Origin of the sequence: Peribacillus sp. NPDC097264, from assembly GCF_050277925.1 — a bacterium.
In the GTDB taxonomy this organism is placed as follows: Bacteria; Bacillota; Bacilli; order Bacillales; family DSM-1321; genus Peribacillus.
This window is the reverse complement of record NZ_JBNNSR010000012.1, coordinates 24,141-47,550: the sequence shown is the minus strand read 5'-3', so window position 1 is coordinate 47,550 and position 23,410 is coordinate 24,141. Positions and strand designations below refer to the sequence as shown.

The 23,410-nt window shown below is 43.9% G+C and carries 14 protein-coding genes; 9 read left to right on the top strand and 5 right to left on the bottom strand.

Translation table 11 applies throughout. The features are described 5' to 3' along the window. Position 1 precedes the first annotated feature (1 nt). On the top strand, positions 2–1,783 hold the full coding sequence (locus tag ACQKL0_RS17565) for an ABC transporter ATP-binding protein (protein WP_427688908.1): 1,782 nt from the start codon (positions 2–4) through the stop codon (positions 1,781–1,783). Positions 1,784–1,825: 42 nt separating this feature from the next. On the opposite strand, the gene ACQKL0_RS17560 is transcribed toward ACQKL0_RS17565, so the two are convergent. Further along, positions 1,826–2,359, bottom strand: coding sequence for a YtxH domain-containing protein (locus tag ACQKL0_RS17560; RefSeq protein ID WP_402875593.1), 534 nt, complete (start codon positions 2,357–2,359; stop codon positions 1,826–1,828). A 171-nt stretch (positions 2,360–2,530) separates the two neighbouring features. Here ACQKL0_RS17560 and ACQKL0_RS17555 point away from each other — a divergent pair, with 171 nt between their 5' ends. Together ACQKL0_RS17555 and ACQKL0_RS17550 are read left to right on the top strand one after the other, a co-directional pair. Beyond that, positions 2,531–2,995, top strand: a complete 465-nt coding sequence (locus ACQKL0_RS17555) for a MarR family winged helix-turn-helix transcriptional regulator (RefSeq protein ID WP_402875595.1) — start codon at positions 2,531–2,533, stop codon at positions 2,993–2,995. After that, entirely contained in the window at positions 2,996–6,121 is a 3,126-nt protein-coding gene (locus tag ACQKL0_RS17550) for an MMPL family transporter (RefSeq protein WP_427688888.1), read from the top strand. Positions 6,122–6,172: 51 nt separating this feature from the next. On the opposite strand, the gene ACQKL0_RS17545 is transcribed toward ACQKL0_RS17550, so the two are convergent. The 4 genes from ACQKL0_RS17545 to ACQKL0_RS17530 are packed head-to-tail and all read right to left on the bottom strand — an operon-like array spanning position 6,173 to position 10,032. Then, positions 6,173–6,997 (bottom strand): ABC transporter ATP-binding protein, encoded by an 825-nt coding sequence (locus ACQKL0_RS17545; protein WP_402991390.1) that lies wholly within the window; start codon positions 6,995–6,997, stop codon positions 6,173–6,175. Positions 6,998–7,012: 15 nt separating this feature from the next. Beyond that, positions 7,013–8,005 (bottom strand): FecCD family ABC transporter permease, encoded by a 993-nt coding sequence (locus ACQKL0_RS17540; protein ID WP_402991445.1) that lies wholly within the window; start codon positions 8,003–8,005, stop codon positions 7,013–7,015. Between the two features lie 28 nt (positions 8,006–8,033). After that, entirely contained in the window at positions 8,034–9,041 is a 1,008-nt protein-coding gene (locus ACQKL0_RS17535; protein ID WP_402959245.1) for a FecCD family ABC transporter permease, read from the bottom strand. 22 nt (positions 9,042–9,063) lie between these two features. Continuing rightward, on the bottom strand, positions 9,064–10,032 hold the full coding sequence (locus tag ACQKL0_RS17530; protein ID WP_407406615.1) for an iron-hydroxamate ABC transporter substrate-binding protein: 969 nt from the start codon (positions 10,030–10,032) through the stop codon (positions 9,064–9,066). Positions 10,033–10,451: 419 nt separating this feature from the next. Here ACQKL0_RS17530 and ACQKL0_RS17525 point away from each other — a divergent pair, with 419 nt between their 5' ends. The 6 genes from ACQKL0_RS17525 to ACQKL0_RS17500 all read left to right on the top strand — a co-directional run bounded on the left by ACQKL0_RS17525 (position 10,452) and on the right by ACQKL0_RS17500 (position 23,395). Continuing rightward, on the top strand, positions 10,452–11,318 hold the full coding sequence (locus tag ACQKL0_RS17525; protein ID WP_427688886.1) for an alpha/beta hydrolase: 867 nt from the start codon (positions 10,452–10,454) through the stop codon (positions 11,316–11,318). Between the two features lie 219 nt (positions 11,319–11,537). Then, complete coding sequence (locus ACQKL0_RS17520; protein ID WP_402991399.1) at positions 11,538–12,323, top strand: 2,3-dihydro-2,3-dihydroxybenzoate dehydrogenase; 786 nt, start codon at positions 11,538–11,540, stop codon at positions 12,321–12,323. A 57-nt stretch (positions 12,324–12,380) separates the two neighbouring features. Further along, on the top strand, positions 12,381–13,598 hold the full coding sequence (dhbC, locus tag ACQKL0_RS17515) for an isochorismate synthase DhbC (protein ID WP_427688884.1): 1,218 nt from the start codon (positions 12,381–12,383) through the stop codon (positions 13,596–13,598). A 21-nt stretch (positions 13,599–13,619) separates the two neighbouring features. Continuing rightward, positions 13,620–15,257: a (2,3-dihydroxybenzoyl)adenylate synthase gene (locus ACQKL0_RS17510; protein WP_427651535.1), complete on the top strand. Its 1,638-nt coding sequence runs from the start codon at positions 13,620–13,622 to the stop codon at positions 15,255–15,257. Positions 15,258–15,278: 21 nt separating this feature from the next. Next, on the top strand, positions 15,279–16,187 hold the full coding sequence (locus ACQKL0_RS17505; RefSeq protein ID WP_427688882.1) for an isochorismatase family protein: 909 nt from the start codon (positions 15,279–15,281) through the stop codon (positions 16,185–16,187). Positions 16,188–16,222: 35 nt separating this feature from the next. After that, positions 16,223–23,395 carry an amino acid adenylation domain-containing protein gene (locus ACQKL0_RS17500; RefSeq protein WP_427688880.1) on the top strand — a complete coding sequence of 2,391 codons (7,173 nt, stop codon included), beginning with the start codon at positions 16,223–16,225 and terminating at the stop codon, positions 23,393–23,395. Positions 23,396–23,410: the final 15 nt, after the last annotated feature.

The following is a 23,410-nucleotide window of genomic DNA, read 5'->3' as shown; positions in this document are numbered from 1 at the left end:
GATGGGGAAAGCCCGCGGACCAAGAGGATTTGGTGGTCCGGTCGTTCAAGCAAAGAATAAAAAACAGACAGTTAAAAGGATATGGAAGTATCTAGAGAAGCAGAAAGCGGGTTTGGTCATAGCGATTTTATTTGTGGTGCTCTCCACATTACTTGGTCTATCAGGACCTTATCTGATTGGAAGAATCATAGACCACTATATTATCCCGAAAGATATTACGGGTACGGTAAGAATGCTAGGGGTACTTGCAGCTGTCTATATCGGATCGTCTCTGTTCACCTGGATGCAGACAGCCATCATGATAAATGTATCGTTACGGACCATTCGAACGCTGCGTAAAGACTTATATAATAAATTTCACACGCTTTCCTTACGATTTTTTGATAACCGGGTTCATGGAGATTTGATGAGCCGGGTGACGAACGATATTGATCAATTGAACAATGCATTAAGTCAAAGTGTCATCCAAATTTTTAATTCGTTGCTCATGATTGCCGGTGTGACGATAGCGATGTTCTCCATGAATGCAATTTTAGCGGTGGTAACCCTACTGATTGTCCCGCTGATGATACTGACGACTAAAAAGATCATCAAATACAGCAGCAGTAACTTCATAAAAAGGCAACGTGACTTAGGGGAGTTAAATGGGTTCATCGAGGAATCCATTTCAGGAACGGAAGTCATCACTTTATTTGGAAAAGAAGAAAAGGTCTTCAGCCAGTTTTCCACCGTTAATGAGAGGCTTCGCCGTTCTTCAATGGCCGCTGATACAGTTTCCGGGTTCTTGGGGCCAATTAATAACTTCATTAACAACATCGGCTTAGCTATTGTCATCGGTGTCGGTGCTTTGATGGCCGTAAAGGGAACGGTCACGGTGGGACTCATTGCCGCTTTTGTGACCTACTCCCGGCAATTTTTCCGACCAATCAATCAATTGTCCAGTCTACTAAATACCTTTCAATCAGCCATTGCAGGAGCCGAACGTGTATTTGAAATCTTGGATGAAACGCCTGATATGAAGGATAAAAAGGGTGCAATACCCGTCGATGCCTTTAAGGGGGATGTAGAGTTTACAGATGTCCATTTTGGCTATTCCAAGGATCAACCGATTCTAAAGAGAATTAACTTTACGGCATCAGCCGGGCAGACCATTGCCCTTGTTGGTCCGACCGGATCGGGGAAAACGACGATTATTAATTTGCTATCCCGATTTTATGAAGTGGACCAGGGTCAAATCAACATGGATGGTCGAAACATACAAGACTATAAAATTAGTGATTTACGAAAGAAAATCGGCATTGTTCTCCAGGATACTTTTCTATTTTCGGGGACCATTTTAGAAAACATCCGATATGGCCGGTTAGATGCAACAGATTCTGAAGTGATTGAAGCGGCTAAGGTTGCTTCGGCACATGGCTTCATCAAACACTTGCCAGATCAGTATCAGACCCGGATCACAACAGGCGGTTTGAATTTAAGTCAAGGGCAAAAGCAGCTTTTGGCCATAGCCAGGGCCATCTTGGCGGATTCGGATGTGTTGATTTTAGATGAGGCGACATCGAGTATTGATACAAGGACGGAAATTGAAATCCAAAAAGGAGTGAACCGCTTGACGGAGGGGCGCACGAGCTTCGTCATCGCCCACCGATTGAAAACAATAGAAACCGCCGACAAGATTTTGGTTATAAAAGATGGTGAAATCATCGAAATGGGTACCCATCACGAACTTATGATGAGTCGAGGGTTTTATAAGGATTTGTACGATAGTCAATTCAATATTTAGTACGAAAAAAGAGCAGAGTTTTCTCTGCTCTTTCTTTATGTGTTAGAAGTTGGATGAGATGGATTTTTCATTTGATAGTTGGGATTTGGTGACCATTTCATCGCTATCTTTTTCGCCTTTTTTATTATCTTCCTTTTCCGTTTTCAGGGATTGTGCAGGAGTTTCCTTCAATTGCTTCCCAGCCACTACGACTTTAGAGCTAATGTCCTTCAATTCACTTGTTGCATCTTTCGCTGAACCGAGGGCGTTGGTGGAAATCTCTTTCACTTCCGATACTTTTCCTACGACTTCTTCATTAACGGTTTCATATAGGGTTTCAACGTCACTGATTGCCTCTTTGATCGTTTCGGTTGCACCCTTAACGCCGGATACCATTTGTTCCTTCACTTCACCGGGATTTTGTTTTACCTGTTCAATCATATTCATGGAATTGTCTTTTAAAAGAACTGCAGAACGTTTCATTTTATTTCTTGTGTTCGAGTCCAATAATGTTAAAGCACCGCCGACAATTCCTCCGATGATAATGCCTTTTAGTAGTTTGCTATTCGATTCGTTTTGATTGTTTGATTGAGTCATCTATACTTCCTCCTTTAAGAATGGTTAGTATGTTCTTACTTTCTTGTTTCCCTAATTTTCCATGATTTAAACGGATAACAATAAAACTGTCATCTAATTGACATATTAATCCAATTTATAGTAAGATGGCAAATAGTTAAGTGACTGAACTACTTTTTATGGGGTGAAGGGATGAGTGATAAACAAGTTACCGAATTGATTGATCGATACATGAAGGTTTCCTTTCATGTGAATAAGATGGGGGAGCTTCTCATTAAAGACGAGATTTGTGATGTACTGACAAATGAACAATATTATACTTTGCGTTTCATAAAACAACAGCAATTCTGTACCTCGACCGAGCTTAGTGAGGCTTTCCATGTCAATAAAAGCGCAGTCACATCGAACATTAAACGCCTTGAAGGCAAAGGCTTGATAGAGCGTGCACGTGACCTTGATGACCGAAGGGTGGTCCATTTGAGGCTTTCCGAAAAGGGAGAAACATTATTTCAGGAAATGGAGCAGAAAATTCATATAGTCGTAGAGACAATCATGGGGAATTTTAAATATGAAGAGATTGTTAGTTTCCTGGATACATATGAAAAGCTTTCATGGACTTTTGCCGAGATGAAGATGGGGATAAGGGAGGAAAGGTAAATGAGAGCAATTATAAAAGGAAAATGGGCAATCGTCATTATCTGGATTGCCATTACAGTTGGATTATTGTTCATAGCTCCTAATATGGCGGAACTCGTCAAGGAAAAGGGACAGTTGGATGTTCCGAAAGAGTATTCTTCCGGAATGGCGAATGAACTTTTGAAGCAAGTGCAAAATGAGGATGAATCGCAGTTGGCCCTGGTTTTTCATAGTGAAAAGAAGCTGACTGCAGATGAAAGGCAAGAGATTGAAAAGGGGATACAAAGGTTAGAAGTGAATAAAGGGGAACTGGGCATCAAAGAAATACTGACCCATTTTAAAGAACCATCCCTTAAAGAACAGTTGGTTTCGAAAGATCAATCCACGATACTGACCTCCATCACCATGACCAAGGGAGACCGTGAGGCAAAGGACGTCATTGACGCGCTTTATAAGGAATTGGATCAAATAGATGTTGATCATTATTACACGAGCAGTTGGATAATTGATGAAGATCTTAATGCCAATTCCCAGGAAGGATTAAAGAAAACGGAGGGAATCACCGTCATCTTCATATTGGTGGTATTATTGGTGGTCTTCCGTTCGGTAGTGACGCCTCTCATTCCGATGATTACAGTAGGCTTCACCTATTTATGCTCCCAATCCATCGTTTCCTTTTTGGTGGACCGTTGGGATTTTCCCATCTCGTCCTATACCCAGATTTTCTTGGTCGGGATTTTGTTCGGGATCGGAACGGATTATTGCATTCTCTTGTTAAGTCGTTTTAAAGAGGAATTATCAGGACAGGAGTCATTGACGGAAGCCATTGTAGAAACGTATCGTACGGCTGGTAAAACGGTCTTCTTCAGCGGATTGACCGTGATGATCGGATTTGCGGCCATTGGCTTTTCCACGTTTAAGCTATATCAATCAGCGGCTGCCGTGGCCATCGGAGTCTTTATCCTGATGGTTGCCCTGTATACAATCGTTCCATTTTTCATGGCAGTGCTTGGCAAGAAGCTATTCTGGCCTTCAAAAGGCAAGCTTGAACATAGCGATAGTAAGTTGTGGGGCAGATTAGGAAACTTCTCCTTAAATCGTCCTTTGCTGGCCTTGCTTATCGTGGCGATTGTCTGTGTTCCCTTTTTATTGATGTATGAAGGGAAGATTTCTTATAACTCTCTTGAAGAGGCTGGGAATGATGTTCCCTCAATCATGGCCTTCAATATCATTGCCGACGAATTTGGTCCGGGACAATCCATGCCAACCCAGATCGTCATCCAGAATGATGAGCGGATGGATTCAGAGGATTATGTCGGGCTTGCGGAGAAGATCAGTGTGGAAATCACGAAGGTGGATGACGTCGATGTCGTCCGTTCTGTAACCCGTCCGACCGGTGAGCCTATAGAGGATTTGTTTGTCTCCAATCAGGCCAAAACGTTGGAAAAAGGAATCGGAGAAGGGAATCAAGGGATTGAACAGATTAGTGACGGATTAAAGACGGCAGGAAGTGAACTTTCAGAATCTGGTCCGCGTTTAAAGAAGGCGACAGACGGAATCGGAGGCCTGATCTCTGGAACCAATGAATTGAAAAACGGGGTAGGCCAGGTAGAGACCGCTTTAACGAGTATTGAAGCAGGTATCCGTGATGGCTCCTTAGGTACAGGGGACGTGAAAAAAGGACTGGAAGAGGTCAAGTCTAACCTTGAAAAGCTGGCTACAGGCAGTGGAAAGCTTTTGGAAGGCTACCAGCAGTCCACATCTGGATTGAATGAACTTAAAGGCGGGTACAAAGATATTCAGACAAATCTTAATGAGGTGTCGAAAAGTCTTACGGGGCTGAACGCATCCTTTGAAAAAATGGAAGCTAGTAATCCGGAGCTTCAGCAAGATGTGAACTACCAAACAATCAAACAAACGGTCCAGGGCGCACAGAGTGGGGTAGGGACGATGGCAGCTGGACTAACGGAACTCAATAAGAATCTCGGCCTTGTATCTGGTGGCTTGAATACCGCGAATAAAAGCATGGCGGAAATCGTGAACGGACAAAAAGCCCTGGGGAAAGGTCTAACCCAGTTGATCACAGGCGTGGATACCTTGCAAAAAGGATTAACGACCATGGCCAATGGACAAAGCGAAGTCATTAAAAATCTATCCCAGTTTGAAGGGGGCCTAACAAGCTTAAGCAGTGGTCAGCAAGAGCTATTGAATGGCTTTTCCAGCATGGGTGGTCAGCTAAACCAATTGGAAGATGGTTTAAATAAAAGTGCCGATGGCCTGAATGAAGTCCATGATGGATTATCATCTGCACAGGGCTATTTATCCGGTCTTGCGAAGACGGATAAAACGGTCACAGGCATGTACATTCCAAAAGAGGTGTTGGAAAGCAAGGAATTTGGAGAATCACTGAATACCTATCTATCTGACGACGGCAAAGTGATGACACTTGATGTAATCTTCAAGACGAATCCATATTCCAACGAATCCATTGAACAAATTGATAGGATTGAGGATGCGGTCAAAAATGTAACGAAAGGAACAAAACTAGAAAATGCCAACATTGCTATCGGCGGAATTACAAGCACCCATCATGATTTGAGCATGATGTCAGAGGCTGATTTCTCTAAGACAGTGGTGTTGATGCTTTCAGGTATTGCAATCGTTCTATTCTTTATGTTTAGATCGTTGGTTATGCCAATCTATTTAATCGTGTCTCTTGTTTTGACATACTTCACGGCAGCGGCGATTACAGAATTGATATTCGTTAACATTCTGGGGTATGCGGGCATAGGCTGGGCCGTTCCATTCTTCGCTTTCGTTATCTTAATAGCACTCGGAATCGATTATAGTATTTTCTTGATGGATCGCTTTAATGAGTGGAAAGGTAAACCGGTAAAAGAAGCGATGTATTTATCGATGCGGAAAATGGGGACGGTCATTATCTCCGCGGCCGTGATCCTTGGTGGGACTTTCGCGGCCATGATGCCTGCAGGCGTTCTGTCACTCCTAGAGATTGCGACTTTAATATTGGTAGGCCTTGCTCTATACGCGTTCATCATATTGCCACTGTTTATCCCAGTGATGGTTGCAACGTTCGGAAAAGCTAACTGGTGGCCATTTATGAATCAACAGCAATCTGAGAAATGATACAAAACGAAAGGCACCCCACCTGGGTGCCTTTCGTTTGTTTTCTTAGCATTAACTCGTTACATAAACATCTTTTGCTGCTTCTTCTTGTTGGCCGATATTATCATATCCATAACATACGGGAGCCCCATTGGAGGGGTCTATCATGATCCGTGCATCGATTTGAAAGACCTCTTTCAAGACTTCCGGTGTAATCGTCTCGGAAGGGGTTCCAACCTTCATGATTTTTCCATTCTTCATGGTGATGATTTCATCAGAAAAGCGGGCCGCATGATTGATGTCATGTAAAACCATGACGATGGTTCTATTTTGTTCTATGTTTAACCTTTCAACGATCCGTAGAACTTCCAATTGATGAGCCATATCAAGGTATGTCGTAGGTTCATCCAATAATAATATGCCCGTTTCCTGTGCTAATGCCATGGCAAGCCAAACCTTTTGACGCTGCCCACCGGATAGGTTGGCTATTTCCCTATCACGAAAAGGGAGGGTCTTGGTAATGTCCATGGCCCATTCAATCTTTTCTTTATCATCTCTGGTTAATTTATTGACATTATTGCGGTGTGGATATCTACCATATGAAATAAGTTCCTCCACTTTCAATTGAGAAGGTGCGACAGGGTTTTGGGGAAGCAAGGCCATTAACTGGGCAATCCGCTTTGTATGAATGGACTGTAAATCCTGCCCCTGCAGATAAATGGTCCCGTTTTTTTGCTTAAGGATGCGCCCTATTGTTTTTAGTAAAGTGGATTTACCGCATCCATTCGGTCCAATGATGGTTGTGATCAGTCCTTCTTTTATTTCCAAATTTAAATCTTTGAACACTGTGAATTTTTCATAATTGGTTTCCAGATTTTCCATCTGCAGAATGCTCACGGGCCATCTCTCCTTTTATCTTTTTTCTTTTATTAATAAATAGAGAAAATAGGGAACACCGATAATGGAAATGACGATTCCTACTGGCAATTCAGCCGGTGCAAACACCGTCTTTGCGATATAGTCGGAAGCGATTACCAGGAAGGACCCAATCACCCCACACACAGGAAGCACATGTTTGTGGTGGATTCCTACAAGGTGTTTTGCAATGTGCGGGGACATCAACCCGATAAATCCGATGTTACCTGATACGGAAACACATGCACTCACTAAGCCGATACTGCTGAGCAAGAGAATCGAAGTTTCCTTTTCTACTGATATTCCGAGGCTTTTTATACTGGTCTGTTCCAATTGAAACAAATCCAATAAATAGGCCTTCCTCATAATGATGGGTATTAAGATTATTAGCCAAGGTAACATGGCGACGATGTATTTCCAATTGGCCGAGTAGATACTGCCTGAGATCCATACAGTGGCCATTTCAAAATCCGAAGATTTCATCTTCAAAGATATGTAGAGGGAAAGGGCCCCAAATGCCGAGCCAATCGCAATCCCGGTCAGTAAGAAACGACTCGTATCAAGGGATCCGTTTTTCCACGAAATAAGGAATATGATGAGGGCGGCTAAAATTCCACCAACCAATCCAAACAACGGAACGCTCATGATGGACAGCCAATCAGAACCTGCTCCAATATATTTACCTTGAAAGAAAAACATGAAGATGACGATGGCAGTTCCGGCCCCTGCATTTATTCCCAAGATGCCTGAATCCGCCAAACCGTTTCTCGTTACACCTTGAATGACAGCTCCTGCAATACCTAGTGCAAGTCCCACTAGACCGGCAATGACAATGCGGGGGAGCCTAAAATCAAAAATGACCAAATCGTAGTCTGCGACCGGGTTTATACGGAATAACGTCCGAACGACATCCATGACGGTCATATCAAAGGTACCGCTTACCAAGCTTAAATAGCTTGTCGCTATGATTAGGCAGATACCGACTGTCATTGTGATAACCAAGCGTTTCGATGATTGACTATACACTTTTTTCTCCTCCTTTCGTTCTTATTAAATATAGGAAGAAAGGGATGCCGATTAAGGAGGTGACCACTCCGATCGGCGTTTCGAATGGATAATTAACGAACCTACTGATTACATCGCATAATGCTAGGAAAATTCCACCGATTACACCAGCACAGGGAACGATCCATTTATAATCGATTCCTATTAAAAAGCGTGTGATGTGTGGGATGATCAACCCTATAAATCCAATCTTGCCGACGAGTGCTACTGCAATACCCGTTAGGCATACGACAGAGAGTAGGGAAACAAGCTTAACTAGTTTCGTACGTTGACCTAAGTTGATGGAGACTTCATCCCCCAGAGATAGAATGGTGATGGATTTGGAAATGAATAAAGCAAGGATGATGCCAATTGCCCCAATGGGGATCGAAAGTTTCAGGATGTCCGGATTGATCTGATGCAATCTTGCATTATACCAAAAACTAACACTCTGGGAAATTTGGAAGTAGGAGGCTATCGCAGCCGATATACTACTCAAAAATGTTCCGATTACCGTACCGATTATGGCTAGGCGTACCGGGGATAAACCATTATGTAGTAATGAACCAAAACCAAAAACTATGCCAGCCCCTAAGGCAGAACCCAGCATCGAAAAAAGAATCATATGGAAAGAAGACATGCCAGGAGCGAAAACCATGCAAAGAGTGATGACAAATGCAGAGCCATCGGTCACTCCCATGATTGAAGGGGATGCAAGATAGTTTCTTGTCATCCCCTGCATGAGTGCTCCTGATATGGCTAAAAATGCCCCAACAAGAAGGGCACCCAGAACCCTTGGCAATCGTGAAGTGATTATAATAGCATGATCGACGTTCTCTGGGTCATAATGCAAAAATGCATTCCATACTGTTATAAAGTCTATATTTTTTGCACCATAAAGAATGGACAAAATGGTTGTCAGAATAATTAAGACGGGTGCCATACATAGAATTATGATCGGTAATGAATTTATTTTTGCCATATCAATCAACGCACCTTACTGCTTATTTAGCTAAATTTTCCGATGCAGCTTTTAAGAAGGCTGTTTTACTCCAAGCTGTTCCACCTTGTGCAAGCGGATCAACAGAGTTCACAAACACCTTATCGTTTTTAACAGCCTCGATGCTCTTCCAAATGGAGTTGCTTTCCAATTCTTCTAAAGCTTTTGGTTTTTCAGCATTTTCGCTTTCTGAGAACTGTAGGAAGATATAGTCCGGGTTAATTTCAGCAAATTTCTCTAATGCAATCATTTCTTGCGCTTTGACTGGTTTAATTTCTTCAGGAACCGTTAATCCTAAATCAGCATATAACACTGGGTTGAAGTATACATCTTGAGGATATAGGAATAGACTACCGTTTCTTACCCTCACAACCATTACCTTTTTATCCTTCAGGTTTTCGCCGACTTCCACTTTTGCTTTTTCAGCATCCTCTTTGTATTGAGAGATGATGGATTCGGCCTTGTCTTCCGTGCCGGACAGCTTGGCCATTAACCGTAAGTTGTCCTCCCAATCAGTAGAAATATGTGAGTAAGGGAATGTTGTAGCCACTTTATCTAATTTTTCCGTTACCGTACCGTCGGATTTGGATGTCCACATGATAGCATCTGGTTTAAGGCCAAGAATGGTTTCGTAGTTTGGCTGCATTTTCTCACCAATTGACTCTGCACCCTCAAGGTCTTTCGCCAAATATTCTGGAAGTTTTCCACCTACCGTTATAGCACCCACTGGTTTAACTCCTAATGCAGCGGCATCTTCCATTGACTCCAAACTTGCTGTCACTATTCTTTTAACTTCAGAAGGAATCGTATATTCCTTGCCAAGATAGCTTATCTTTTGTGTCTCTTGCTTCTTCGTTTCGGTCGCACTGCTTTTTTCAGAAGTATCTCCTGAACTGTTTTCAGCATTACCGCAAGCTCCAAGTCCAATACTAAAGACTGCCGCCATGCCAAGTACCATTAACTTTTTCTTCATGTTCTGACTCCCCTTATTCTAAAATATTTTTTTAAAAATCTGTTACAAACAATATGTAGATGCTCTCTAGCGCAGTTAAAAATTTATTTCGATACCTGTCCAACTAGGAATCTAGTGAGTTAAACGAAGGTAACTAGTGATAACGATTATCATTATCATGCAATATACAATATATAGGTAATCTGCAAAATTATCAATAGCATTTTTGTAAAAAAATAAAATATCATCATTAATTTTCTAAGAAAAAGTTATTCAGGAAAAGGCGTGGTTGCAAATTTCACCATTGTTGATAAACTAAATGAGAAACATTATCATTTAGTGGGGGGGTAAGTACTATCAATAAATGGGTTATGAAATACATGATAACTAGAAGTGAAGATTAATAGTCGAAAATTAGGTAATGGGAGGAATGAAAGAATATGGAGAAAGAAAAGGATAAGGCAGCAATGGTGGGTCACTTTAGGGAAGATAGAGAAGTAGTCTTGAAAGGGACGAGTCAATTCCTCATGAAATCTAATAGGGAAGGACGGATGTACCAAATTTTCATCTATCGACCAAAAGAGGCACAGCCAGCAGGAGGATTTCCAGTCATATATGTGCTCGACGCCAATTCGGTGTTTGGAACCATTGTCGAGGCCATGCGTTTGCAGTCGAAGCGACCTGAAAAGACAGGGATCGTACCTGCCGTTATCGTCGGTATTGGATATCCGATAGACGGAGCATTTTCCACCGACCGTTATTATGACTTCACATTGCCCGTCGATTATTCAGAATTGCCAAAGAAACCTGATGGGGGGGATTGGCCTCCACATGGAGGGGCGGCGAACTTCTTGAATTTCATTGAAGAAGACCTCAAGCCCGAGATTATGAGTTCCATTAACATCAACCGGGGTAGACAAGCGCTTCTCGGTCATTCATTAGGTGGCTTGTTTACCCTGTATACCTTATTCAGTAATCCTCAAGCTTTTCAAACATATATCGCGGGTAGCCCCTCGATTCATTGGAATAAAAAGTGGTTTTCGGAAGAAGAGAATCATTTCCTGAGTCGATTGGGAAGGGATGATAGGGATATCTCCTTATTTGTAGGTGTGGGGGAATTCGAAAAAAATCACAAAAGTGGCATGAATGAAAATGCATTAGAACTCTCTAACCGTTTAAGAACTTCAACGAAAGGCCGGCTACATGTAAAGTTCACGGAGTTCGAGGAGGAAAATCACGTGTCTGTTTTACCTCCATTAATTAACAAGGGACTACGTTTTGCTTTAAGGGCAAATGGACCTGTGTAGGAATAGGTCTTTCTTAGCAAATCGATGAATACCCATTGACCGTGAAGATAGAAATGTATAACATTACCTGTAGAATTTAAATGATAATGATTATCATTATTGATAAAAGATAGAGGAGAGCTGGTTAAAGGGTTCTCTACCAAACGATTTTTGTAATGAAACTGAGAATCTGTTGCATGGTTGCACTAGATTCTCTTATCAAGAAAGGGAGAGTTAAGTATGTACTTTCAGGAATGTAAGGGGAAAGTGGCACTCGTAACGGGAGGAGCACAAGGGATTGGAGGTGCAGTCGTTCAGTCGTTAGCCAAACTTGGTATCGTAGTAGCGGCGGTTGACTTCCAAACAGATAAATTACAGAAACACGTAGATGCCTTGAAGTCTGAAGGTTTAGAGGTATATGGGTTTTCAGCAGATGTAAGTGATAGTCCAGCCATCGACCGCATTGTTGATACGGTCGAGCGAGAGATTGGTCCAATAGAAATATTGGTGAATGTAGCCGGGGTTCTTAGCCCGGGGCTAATCGAGTCCTATAGTGATCAAGACTGGCAAAGGACTTTTGCCGTCAATTCCACTGGTGTCTTCAATGTCTCCCGTTCCGTGAGTAAACATATGATAAACAGGAAAAAAGGTTCGATTGTTACAGTGGGTTCCAATGCAGCGAGTGTCCCACGAATCAATTTAGCGGCCTATGCGGCATCCAAGGCAGCGGCCACCATGTTTACTAAGTGCCTAGGCTTGGAATTAGCTCAGCATAATATTCGTTGTAACATCGTTGCTCCTGGTTCGACCGCTACGGAAATGCAGTGGTCTTTATGGGAAGGTGATAATGGGGTAAAACCGGTCATCGATGGCATGCCTGAATTATATAAAGTAGGAATTCCACTGAAAAAAATTGCGGAACCTTCTAACATTGTCGATGCCATTCTTTTCTTCATATCCGACCAATCAAATCATATTACCATGAGTAATCTTTGCGTAGATGGTGGAGCTACATTAGGAGTCTAATAAGCTCGGAAGACCACTATAATATCTGACTATTCAATAACGAAGGGGTTATAGCACATGACTAAACATCCATATAATTCGACTGTATTGGAAAAACCGATGTTGGAAGATTACCAAGATGGCGACTTCTTTCTATCAAGCCCGAACCAAACCTTATTGGGAAAAGGTTCCTTGCTAACGGTTCCGGGAAATGAAGAAAAAGAGAATCAGATGGAGGATCTTGCTAACAGGGTTGCAGCAACGTTGGAGCGAGCAAAAAGGCTTGGACAGGATAATCCAATCGTCACCGGCGCCATACCGTTCGATTATAAGAAGCCCGCTAATCTGCATGTGCCAGAGACGATACATTCAACTGTACGTGTTCAAGAATATGGTCCTAGTAGAACAGTGGAGACGGATTCAGTCCCTACATACCAAATTAAATCGGTTCCAGAGCCTGCCCAATATAAAGAAGGTGTCGAAGAAGGACTAGTACAGATAGCCAGTGGTCATCTGGACAAAATCGTCTTGGCTCGGTCCTTGCAACTTACATCTTCGATAAGTGTAAATATCAATGAGTTGCTTCATAACTTGGCAAGACAAAATACAAAGGGTTATACATTTGCCGTTGATTTGGGAGAGCAAGAAGATTCAAGCGTTTGCACCAAAACATTAATCGGCGCAAGCCCGGAACTACTAGTTTCAAGAACTGGCTTACACGTGGTGGCTAATCCGTTGGCAGGCTCCCGACCGCGAAGTGACGATCCAGTGGAAGATCAAAGACGTTCGAAGGAATTGCTTTCTTCTTCAAAAGATTTACATGAACATGCTGTCGTAGTAGAGGCAGTGGCGGAAGCACTTCGTCCATTTTTCAAGAAGATTGAAGTCCCCAAAAGCCCATCGGTAATAAGTACAGAGACAATGTGGCATCTATCGACAGAAGTGAAGGGGGAACTTGCGGATCCTGAAACTTCTTCTTTGGAGCTTGCCATTGCGCTTCACCCGACTCCTGCCGTATGCGGTTCGCCGTTTGAGCGGGCAAGGGAATCCATCTTGGAGATTGAACCTTTCGATCGGGGATATTTCACGGGAATGGTTGGATGGTGTGATGCAAATGGTGACGGTGAATGGATCGTCACGATTCGATGCGCAGAAGTGGAAGAAAAGGCGCTTCGTTTGTTTGCCGGAGCCGGCGTGGTCGGAGAATCTAAACCGGAAGAAGAACTTGCCGAAACTTCGGCTAAGTTTCAAACCATGCTTCGCGCAATGGGGATTGATACGGAATTATCAAAGTAATTGGCATGGAGGGGAAAGATGATGTTAGAAGGTTTTACTTCGTGGCCTAAGGATTTGGCTGATTTATATAGAAAAGAAGGTTGTTGGAAAGGGGAGACCTTTGGCGGCATACTACGTGACCGTGCCAAGGAGCATGGAGATTGGATTGCCATTACCGGGGGGGAAAGAAACCTGACTTATGCAGAGTTGGACGACCGTGCCGATCGGTTAGCGGTCGGCCTTCAAAAGTTAGGGATAAAGAAGAATGACAGGGTCGTCATCCAGCTTCCTAATGTCGTTGAGTTTTTTGAAGTCATTTTCGCCTTATTCAGGATCGGGGCTCTTCCTGTATATGCCCTTCCTTCCCATCGCAGCAATGAAATCGGGTATTTTTGCGAGTTCACTGAAGCCGTTGCTTACATCATTCCAGATAAACATGGTGGATTTGACTACAGAACACTTGCCCGAGGCGTTCAAAGTAAGAATGATAGCTTGTTGAATGTGATTGTGACAGGGGACGCAGAGGAGTTCACAAGTTTGGAAGGTTTATACGGAGAACCTGACGAATTGGTGGAAACAATCGTCCAGTCTAGTGATGTCGCTTTCCTACAGTTATCCGGCGGAAGTACGGGTTTATCAAAGTTAATTCCAAGAACACATGATGATTACATATACAGTTTAAGGTTAAGTGCTGAAATTTGCGGAATCAATCAAGATAGCATCTATCTAGCGGTGCTTCCTATCGCCCATAACTTTACGATGAGTTCTCCTGGCATCCTAGGCACATTATATGGTGGGGGACAGGTTGTCCTTTCACCTGGTCCTAGCCCTGATGAAGCATTTCCTCTCATTGAAAAACATGGTGCGACGATTACCGCACTCGTACCGCCCCTTGCATTGAGATGGCTTGAAGCCGTTTCATCCCGTAATGATGATTTATCAAGCCTTCAAGTGATGCAAGTTGGAGGAGCGAAGTTTAGCGCTGAGGCCGCCCGTCGAGTAGGCCCGGCCTTTCAGTGTAAATTACAGCAAGTATTCGGCATGGCGGAAGGACTAGTGAATTATACGAGGCTTGATGATTCAAATGAGCTCATCGTGAACACTCAAGGAAGTCCAATGTCAGAATTTGATGAAATTCGTGTGGTTGATGAAGAAGATAAGGAAGTTGCGCCCGGTGAAGTAGGGACATTATTGACAAGGGGGCCTTATACGATTTGCGGTTATTACAAGGCACCGGAACATAATGAGAAGGCCTTTACTAAAGATGGATTTTACCGTACGGGTGACTTGGTAAGCATAAATTCTTCAGGCTATTTAGTCGTTGAGGGCCGAGATAAGGATCAAATCAATCGAGGTGGCGAAAAAATTGCGGCAGAAGAAGTGGAAAACCATCTGCTGGCCCATGAAGCCGTTCATGATGCAGCCATTGTCTCGATGCCTGATGAATACCTTGGGGAGCGGTCATGCGCATTCGTGATACCAAGGGGGGAAACCCCTAAAGCCAGAGAGCTCAAACAGTTCTTGAAGGATAGGGGTCTGGCTACATTTAAAATTCCCGACCGAGTGGAATTCATCGAGACCTTTCCTAAAACGCCATTAGGAAAAGTAAGCAAAAAGGCACTTCGACAAATCATTTCTGACAAGCTAAATGAACGTAAAATAGCAACATTATTAAAATAAATTAGAAAAAGGAGTGATTTGATGGCTATTCCCGCTATCACACCATATGCAATGCCAGTTGAATCTGATTTACCAAAAAATAAGGTGGCATGGAAGGCGGAACCGAAGCGTTCGGTTCTTCTCATTCATGATATGCAACAATATTTTATCGATTTTTTCGAAAAAAATGATTCACCCATACCGGAACTATTGAAGAACATAACAACCATCAAGGATCGTTGTGTGGAATTAGGCATACCGGTAGTTTATACGACGCAACCGGGAGATCAAAATCCTAAGGACCGTGCGCTCCTGACAGATTTTTGGGGAACGGGGCTCGATGATGACCCGAACCAGACAAGAATCGTGGGCGACGTTGCTCCGTCTGGTGACGACATCATGCTGACTAAGTGGAGATACAGTGCATTCAAACGAACCAATCTTCTTGAATTAATGGAAGAACAGGGACGTGATCAACTTATTATTTGTGGAGTATATGCCCATATTGGATGCCTTTTAACGGCAAGCGAAGCGTTTATGCAAGATATACAACCATTCCTGGTGGCCGATGCGGTCGCTGATTTTTCGTTGGAAGAACATAAAATGGCCCTGAAATATGCCGCAGAGCGATGTGCGTTTACAACTTCAACGCTTCAGTTGCTTGATCAATTACAAGTTAGTGAACAATCATCACCTGCTAGTCAGGAAGGAGCCGATTGGACAATAGAGGAATTAAGGATGATGATTTTCGACCTTCTTGGCGAAGACCCTTCAGAAGGTCTTGAAGATCATGAGGATTTAATCGATAGAGGAATGGACTCCATTCGCATGATGAGCCTTGTGGAAATGTTGAGAGGAAAAGGGGCGGAAATCAATTTCATGCAAATGGCTGAGAAACCGACAATTGCTGATTGGTGGAACCTGCTATCTTCCCAGAAAGTTTTAGCTTGATCCGATGTGAAAAGGAGGTAAATGAGGTGAGTAATATGGAGAACCAAAAAACTCGCATGGCATTGTCCGGCGCACAGTCAGGCATATGGTTTGCGCAGCAACTAGAGCCGGATAACCCGATTTACAATACGGGTGAATACATAGAGATTAAAGGGAAAATGGAAGTAAGTAAGTTTGAAGCAGCGCTCATGCAGGCAGTAAGGGAGGCAGAAAGTTTACATATTCAATTTGGGGAGGACCAAAGCGGACCTTATCAAGTCCTGGTGGACTCCACTGAACTACCCTTTCAGTTCTTGGATGTAAGCGATCAAGATAATCCTGAAGAGAAGGCCTTGCAATGGATGAGAGAAGACCTGCTTCACCCCATTAACTTAAAAACGGACAGCCTTTACTCTCAAGCATTGTTTAAGGTTGGACCAGAACGGTATTTCTGGTATCAGCGGATTCATCATATAGTAATGGACGCCTTTGGATTTTCACTAATATCGCAGCGGGTCGCGAAGCTGTATACGGCACTTGTCCAAGGTCGACCATGTGAAGAGGCAGCCTTTAGTCCTTTCGTTAAGCTATTGGAGGAAGATGCTAGATACAGGGCGTCCGAGAAATTCGAAGCCGATCGTCAGTTTTGGCTGGAGCGCTTTGCTGATCAACCGGAAGTCATGAGCCTTGCTGAACGGGCTCCTAGGACATCTAACGGTTTTCTTAGCCAAACGGGTTATTTATCGACTGTTGCCACACAATCCTTTAAAAAAAATGCTCATAAATATTCGGGGACGTGGCATGAAGTGGCCATGGCTGTCACTGCTGTATATATTCATCGTCTGACGGGAACGGAAGACGTCATCCTCTCCCTGCCGATGATGGGGCGTTTAGGCTCTGCTTCAATCAATATTCCGAGTATGGTGATGAACTTACTTCCACTGCGTATAACCGTTCGACCGGATATGGCGTTGAAGGAAGTAGTGAAGCAAGTATCAAGCGAAGTGCGTCATATCCGCCGCCATCAAAACTATAGACATGAAGAACTTCGCCGTGACCTTAAGCTTCTTGGAGATAATCAAAGATTATTCGGTCCGCAAATCAATGTCATGCCTTTTGATTATGGATTGGACTTTGCGGGTAATCAAGCCATTACACATAAGCTGGCTACAGGCCCGGTCGATGACATATCGATAAACATATATGACAAGTCTGATGGAAATGGATTAAGAATCGATTTGGATGCTAACCCGGAAGTGTACGATTTGGAAGAGCTAGGCATTCACCATACCCGATTCTTAAGGTTGCTCGAGAAGGTGGCCACTGCAGAAGAGGTCCACATGATCGGGGAACTTGAAGTGCTTTTACCTGAAGAACGTGAGAGGGTCATGCACCAGTGGAATCAAACCGCCGAGGAGATTCCGTCTGCCAACTTGCCAAGCCTGTTTGAAAAACAAGTAGCTAAAAGCCCATACCTAACAGCCCTGGTAGATGAAAAGACGGTCCTTAGTTATGAGGAATTGAATAAGCGTGCCAATCAATTTGCCCATCTTTTATTGGAAAAAGATCTAGGTCCGGAAAAATTCGTGGCGATTGCTTTACCGCGCTCTGCGAACATGGTTGTGGTCATGTTGGGCGTATTAAAGACAGGGGCTGCATATTTACCAATCGATCCCGATTATCCCATTGACCGCATTGAATACATATTGAACGACGCGAAGCCTATTTGTCTAATAACAAACCGTGAAATTGCTTCAAAACTACCAAGTGGTGGTGAAACGGAACTCATCTTATTGGATGAGGCAGAACATGCTCTTTCATCAGGAAAATATTCCGATGGAATTGTGGATGAGTCAAAGAGGAATGGAGCCCTATCACCTCTTAACCCAGCTTATATGATCTATACATCCGGTTCCACAGGAAATCCGAAAGGTGTCGTCATTCAATCAGAAGGCTTGATTAATTTCCTTTCTTCCATGCAAAGCCAGTTTTCCTTAAATCAAGAAGATAGGCTTCTGGCGGTCACTACCATCGCATTTGATATATCCGGTTTAGAAATGTACCTGCCACTTCTTAATGGAGCCAGCTGCGTCGTTGCAGCCAAGGAGAAGATTCAAGAACCCAAGGCGTTGGCAGACATCATTACCGAACATGATATTACCATCATGCAGGCGACACCGACGCTTTGGCATGCCATGGTATCCAATTATCCAGATGTAATCAAGGGGCTTAAGGTACTTGTTGGTGGGGAGGCTCTTTCCATTAGTTTAGCCACTGCATTAAAGGATTTAGGGTGTGAAGTAACCAACTTATATGGTCCAACTGAAACGACGATATGGTCGACATCTAAAAAGCTGGATTCCAGTCAGACAGGCATGCCCGCCATAGGATCACCTCTTTGGAATACACAGGTGTTTGTACTCGATGCAGGTTTACAACCAGTCCCTCCCGGAATCGTTGGCGAATTGTATATCGCAGGGAAAGGGCTAGCACGGGGGTATTTAGGTCGCCCGGATTTAACAGCAGAGCGTTTTGTTGCCAACCCGAATGGTCCTAAGGGCAGCCGGATGTACCGTACAGGTGATTTGGTTCGTTGGAGGGTGGATGGTTCACTGGATTATATTAGTCGCGCTGATCATCAAATTAAAATACGTGGTTTTCGGATCGAGCTTGGAGAAATCGAGGCAAAGCTTGTCCAACATCCTGAGGTTTTACAAGCGGCCGTGATTGTACGTGAGGATATTCCTGGTGATAAACGAATTGTGGCTTATATTGTTCCTTCGCTGGATTCGACAGTGGATCCAGGGGAACTTCGCGCATTTATTGGCAGTAGTCTTCCGGATTATATGATTCCATCGGCAATCGTTGAGATGCAAGAGTTGCCGCTAACTCCAAATGGGAAGCTTAATCGTAAAGAATTGCCAGTGCCCGATCTCTACTCGCTGATTTCAGACCGAGCATCAAGAACACCGCAAGAGGAAATTCTGAGCGAGTTGTTTGCTGAAGTTCTAGGTCTATCTAGAGTAGGAATTGATGATAGCTTCTTTAATTTAGGTGGGCATTCACTCCTAGCATCAACTCTGATGGCACGAATACGCAATACATTCGGAGTGGAACTCGGCATAGGCAAGATTTTTGAGTCACCGACAGTGGCGGGTCTTGCAAAACAGCTCTCCAATGGAAAAAGTGCACGATTGCCCGTGAAAAAAACGAGTAAGCCCAAAAAGATACCCCTTTCCTTTGCACAGAGGAGATTGTGGTTCCTACACAGTCTTGAAGGCCCTAGTCCAACCTATAATATTCCGTTGGTCATAGAATTATCAGGAAACCTTGATACGAATGCTTTCGAGGCAGCAATCAATGACCTGGTTGCTCACCATGATACGTTACGGACGATTTTTCCAGTAACGGAGGGGAATGCCCATCAAAGCATCATTGACCCTTCTGAGGCCCGGGTTGAATTGTTAATAACTAGAGTAAAAGCGGCGGACCTGGATGCGGAGATTGCAGTCGCTACGCGTTATAGCTTTAATCTCGCTGTGGAGCCATCCATTTATGCTCAGCTTTTCTCAGTGGAACCGGATCAGCATGTTTTAGTTTTACTTTTACATCACATTGTAGCCGATGGATGGTCCCTTACCCCTCTTACGCGAGATTTGTCTGCGGCTTATAAAGCCAGGGTTCTTGGAGAGGTACCTAACTTGACTCCTCTTCCTGTCCAATATGCGGATTATGCGCTTTGGCAGGAAGAATTGTTGGGAAAAGAGAACGATGAAGCTAGCTTAGTGAAAGAGCAGCTTGATTATTGGAAGGAGACACTGGCGAATCTTCCCGATCAGTTGGAGTTGCCTATGGATTTCCCTCGGCCTATCGAACCAAGCTATAAGGGGGATACATTGAAGTTTATGATTTCTCCTGTCCTGCATCGTAGATTAGTGGATGTGGCTCGTGAAAACGGAGTCAGCTTATTCATGGTATTGCAGGCGGGACTTGCGACCTTGCTTACTCGCCTTGGAGCGGGTACGGACATTCCGATTGGAAGTCCGATTGCAGGGCGAAGCGACGATGCTTTGAGCGAAATAGTCGGATTATTTATTAATACCTTGGTGCTCCGTACGGATACTTCTGGAGACCCAACTTTCCGTGAACTTCTTGAAAGGGTAAGGAATGTTGATTTACAGGCGTATGAACATCAAGACTTGCCTTTTGAACGCTTGGTAGAAGAACTGAATCCGCCACGTTCACGGTCTAGGCATCCATTATTCCAAATCATGCTTGCCCTGCAGAATACGCCTGAGCCAAAGCTAGAGCTTCCGAGCATTCATTCCAACCTAGAGCTATATAGTGTGGGGACTTCCAAATTCGATATGACGATTGAGATTCGGGAAATGCATGATGACACAGGAAAACCGGATGGAATGATCGGGTTTCTTGAATATAGTGCAGATCTATATAAACCTGAAACCATCGAAAGGATGCTTAACCGATTCGTACGAGTATTAGAGGGGGCTGTAATGGACCCGGACCAGACAATCGGACGATTGGAAATATTGGAGCCAAAAGAACGTCAAGAAATTCTTGTTGATTGGAATCAGCATGGTGAAGAAATCCCTGATTCCTGTTTGCCAGCTTTGTTTGAAGAACAAGTGAACAGGTATCCAGATAAAATCGCTGCTGTATATGAAGATGAATCCCTAACATATGAAGAGCTAAATCATAGGGCAAACCAGCTTGCCCGTCTGCTAATGGCTAAAGGGGTTGCATCGGAGCAATTTGTAGCATTGGCCACACCAAGATCATTGGATATGGTGGTTGGCATACTTGCTGTACTGAAGGCGGGGGCGGCTTATTTGCCTCTAGATCCTGAATATCCTATCGACAGATTGTCTTTCATGCTTCAGGATGCGAAGCCTAGCTACGTCCTTACAAGTTCCATTGTGGCAACTAGCCTTCCGGATCTGCATGATATCCAACAAATTGTATTGGACGATCCGAGCACGTTAGTGGAAATGTCACGATATTCAACAAATAACCCACTAGATCGTGAACGGAAACAGCCTTTATCACCTTTAAACGCAGCTTATATTATTTATACATCAGGTTCAACAGGTGTACCGAAAGGGGTAGTCATCCCCCATCAAAATGTAGTCCGGCTCTTTGGGTCGACAGAAGACTGGTACCATTTCAATTCGGATGATGTTTGGACGATGTTTCACTCTTATGCTTTCGATTTTTCGGTATGGGAAATATGGGGCGCGCTTCTTCATGGTGGGAAGCTTATAGTTGTACCTCATTCAACCAGCCGGTCACCAGAAGAGTTTTTACAGCTCCTTGTGGATGAAGGAGTCACGGTTCTTAACCAGACCCCATCTGCCTTTTATCAATTAATGCAGGCGGATCGTAACAAGCCGGAACTTGGACAGAATCTAACGTTACGGTATGTGATTTATGGTGGGGAGGCACTTGAACTAAGCCGCTTGGAGGATTGGTATAGCCGTCATCCGGAAACTTCGCCGCGATTGATTAATATGTATGGAATTACGGAAACGACCGTTCATGTAAGTTATCTGGAACTTAACAGGGAAGTCACCGCCGTGAAGGCGAACAGTCTTATAGGCTGTGCCATCCCGGATCTTGGGGTGTATATTTTGGATGCGAGCCTACAACCGGTACCTGCAGGAGTAACTGGGGAGATGTATGTCTCTGGTTCAGGTTTGGCCCGCGGGTATCTTGGGCGTCATGGTTTGACAGCAGAGCGTTTTGTTGCTAATCCATTCGGTCCATCAGGAACTAGGATGTATCGGACTGGAGATTTAGCCAGATGGCGTGTTGATGGCTCATTGGACTATATGGGACGGGCCGATCATCAAATCAAGATTCGCGGTTTCCGTATCGAGCTGGGAGAAATTGAATCATTACTTGCCCAGTGTCCTTATCTGGAGCAAGTTGCCGTCATCGTTCGTGAAGATCACCCAGGTGATAAGAGATTGGTGGCTTATGCTGTGCCAGCGGCAAATGCGGTTTTCAATCCAGCCGAATTACGTCGGTTTGTTGCAGCCGGCCTTCCAGATTACATGATTCCATCTGCATTTGTCCAAATGGTCGATTTGCCTTTGACGGCAAATGGAAAGTTGGACCGAAAGGCATTGCCAGTACCTGATTTCGGTGCAGCCGTTTCAGGGCGTGGACCAAGGACGCCACAGGAAGAAATCCTATGTAAACTGTTCTTGGAAATTCTTGATCTTTCACACGTTGGAATCGATGATGGATTCTTTGATCTGGGAGGGCATTCCCTGCTTGCCGTCCAGCTGATGAGTAAGATACGTGAAGCGCTTGGCGTTGAGTTGAGCATCGGAAACTTATTTGAAGCGCCGACAGTTGCTGGCCTAGCTGAAAGGCTTGAAATGGGCTCGAGCCAGAGTGCTTTGGATGTCTTGTTGCCGCTACGCAAAAGTGGCGAGGAACTTCCGCTGTTCTGTATACACCCAGCGGGAGGATTGAGCTGGTGCTATGCCGGGCTGATGACGGCTCTTGGTCCAGATTACCCGATATATGGACTGCAAGCTCGGGGGATTTCTGAGCGTGAGCGCTATCCGGAAACACTGGTAGAGATGGCAGCGGATTATATCGAACATCTCCGCAAGGTCCAGCCAAAAGGCCCTTATCGTTTATTGGGTTGGTCACTGGGCGGAAATGTCGTGCATGCCATGGCTACCCAACTGCAAAACGAGGGGGAAGAAGTCCAACTTGTGGCCATTCTGGATGCATTTCCAAGTCAATTTTTGCCGACTACTCATGCTCCTGGTGATGAGGAAGCATTGATCGCCCTGCTTGCCTTGGGGGGGTATGATCCTGATAGTTTAGGAGACAAGCCATTAAATGATGATGGTGCCATAGAAATTCTGCGCCAAGATGGAAGTGCATTAGCTAGTTTGGAAGAAAAGACAATCCTTAACCTGAAGGAAACCTATGTGAATTCTGTTCGAATCATGGGTGAATATGAACCAGGAGTGTTCAATGGTAATGTTTTGTTCTTTAAATCAACACTCATACCAGAATGGTTCCCTAGCCTTTCAACGGATACATGGAGACCATATATAAATGGATTGATTGAACAACATGATATTGAGTGCCGTCATAAGGATATGTGTCAACCTGAGCCACTTGCGGAAATCGGACAGGTGATTGCAAACAAGCTTTCAAATATGAAAAAAAAAATTACGCATTAATTAATGAAGGTGGAG

What these genes read in the sequence shown, in the direction of transcription:
- ACQKL0_RS17520 (WP_402991399.1), top strand. Translation starts at nt 11,538, where the DNA reads ATGTACTTTCAGGAATGTAAGGGGAAAGTGGCACTCGTAACGGGAGGA.
- ACQKL0_RS17505 (WP_427688882.1), top strand. Translation starts at nt 15,279, where the DNA reads ATGGCTATTCCCGCTATCACACCATATGCAATGCCAGTTGAATCTGAT.
- ACQKL0_RS17555 (WP_402875595.1), top strand. Translation starts at nt 2,531, where the DNA reads ATGAGTGATAAACAAGTTACCGAATTGATTGATCGATACATGAAGGTT.
- ACQKL0_RS17525 (WP_427688886.1), top strand. Translation starts at nt 10,452, where the DNA reads ATGGAGAAAGAAAAGGATAAGGCAGCAATGGTGGGTCACTTTAGGGAA.
- dhbC (WP_427688884.1), top strand. Translation starts at nt 12,381, where the DNA reads ATGACTAAACATCCATATAATTCGACTGTATTGGAAAAACCGATGTTG.
- ACQKL0_RS17530 (WP_407406615.1), bottom strand. Translation starts at nt 10,032, where the DNA reads ATGAAGAAAAAGTTAATGGTACTTGGCATGGCGGCAGTCTTTAGTATT.
- ACQKL0_RS17510 (WP_427651535.1), top strand. Translation starts at nt 13,620, where the DNA reads ATGTTAGAAGGTTTTACTTCGTGGCCTAAGGATTTGGCTGATTTATAT.
- ACQKL0_RS17500 (WP_427688880.1), top strand. Translation starts at nt 16,223, where the DNA reads ATGGAGAACCAAAAAACTCGCATGGCATTGTCCGGCGCACAGTCAGGC.
- ACQKL0_RS17565 (WP_427688908.1), top strand. Translation starts at nt 2, where the DNA reads ATGGGGAAAGCCCGCGGACCAAGAGGATTTGGTGGTCCGGTCGTTCAA.
- ACQKL0_RS17540 (WP_402991445.1), bottom strand. Translation starts at nt 8,005, where the DNA reads ATGACAGTCGGTATCTGCCTAATCATAGCGACAAGCTATTTAAGCTTG.
- ACQKL0_RS17560 (WP_402875593.1), bottom strand. Translation starts at nt 2,359, where the DNA reads ATGACTCAATCAAACAATCAAAACGAATCGAATAGCAAACTACTAAAA.
- ACQKL0_RS17550 (WP_427688888.1), top strand. Translation starts at nt 2,996, where the DNA reads ATGAGAGCAATTATAAAAGGAAAATGGGCAATCGTCATTATCTGGATT.
- ACQKL0_RS17535 (WP_402959245.1), bottom strand. Translation starts at nt 9,041, where the DNA reads ATGGCAAAAATAAATTCATTACCGATCATAATTCTATGTATGGCACCC.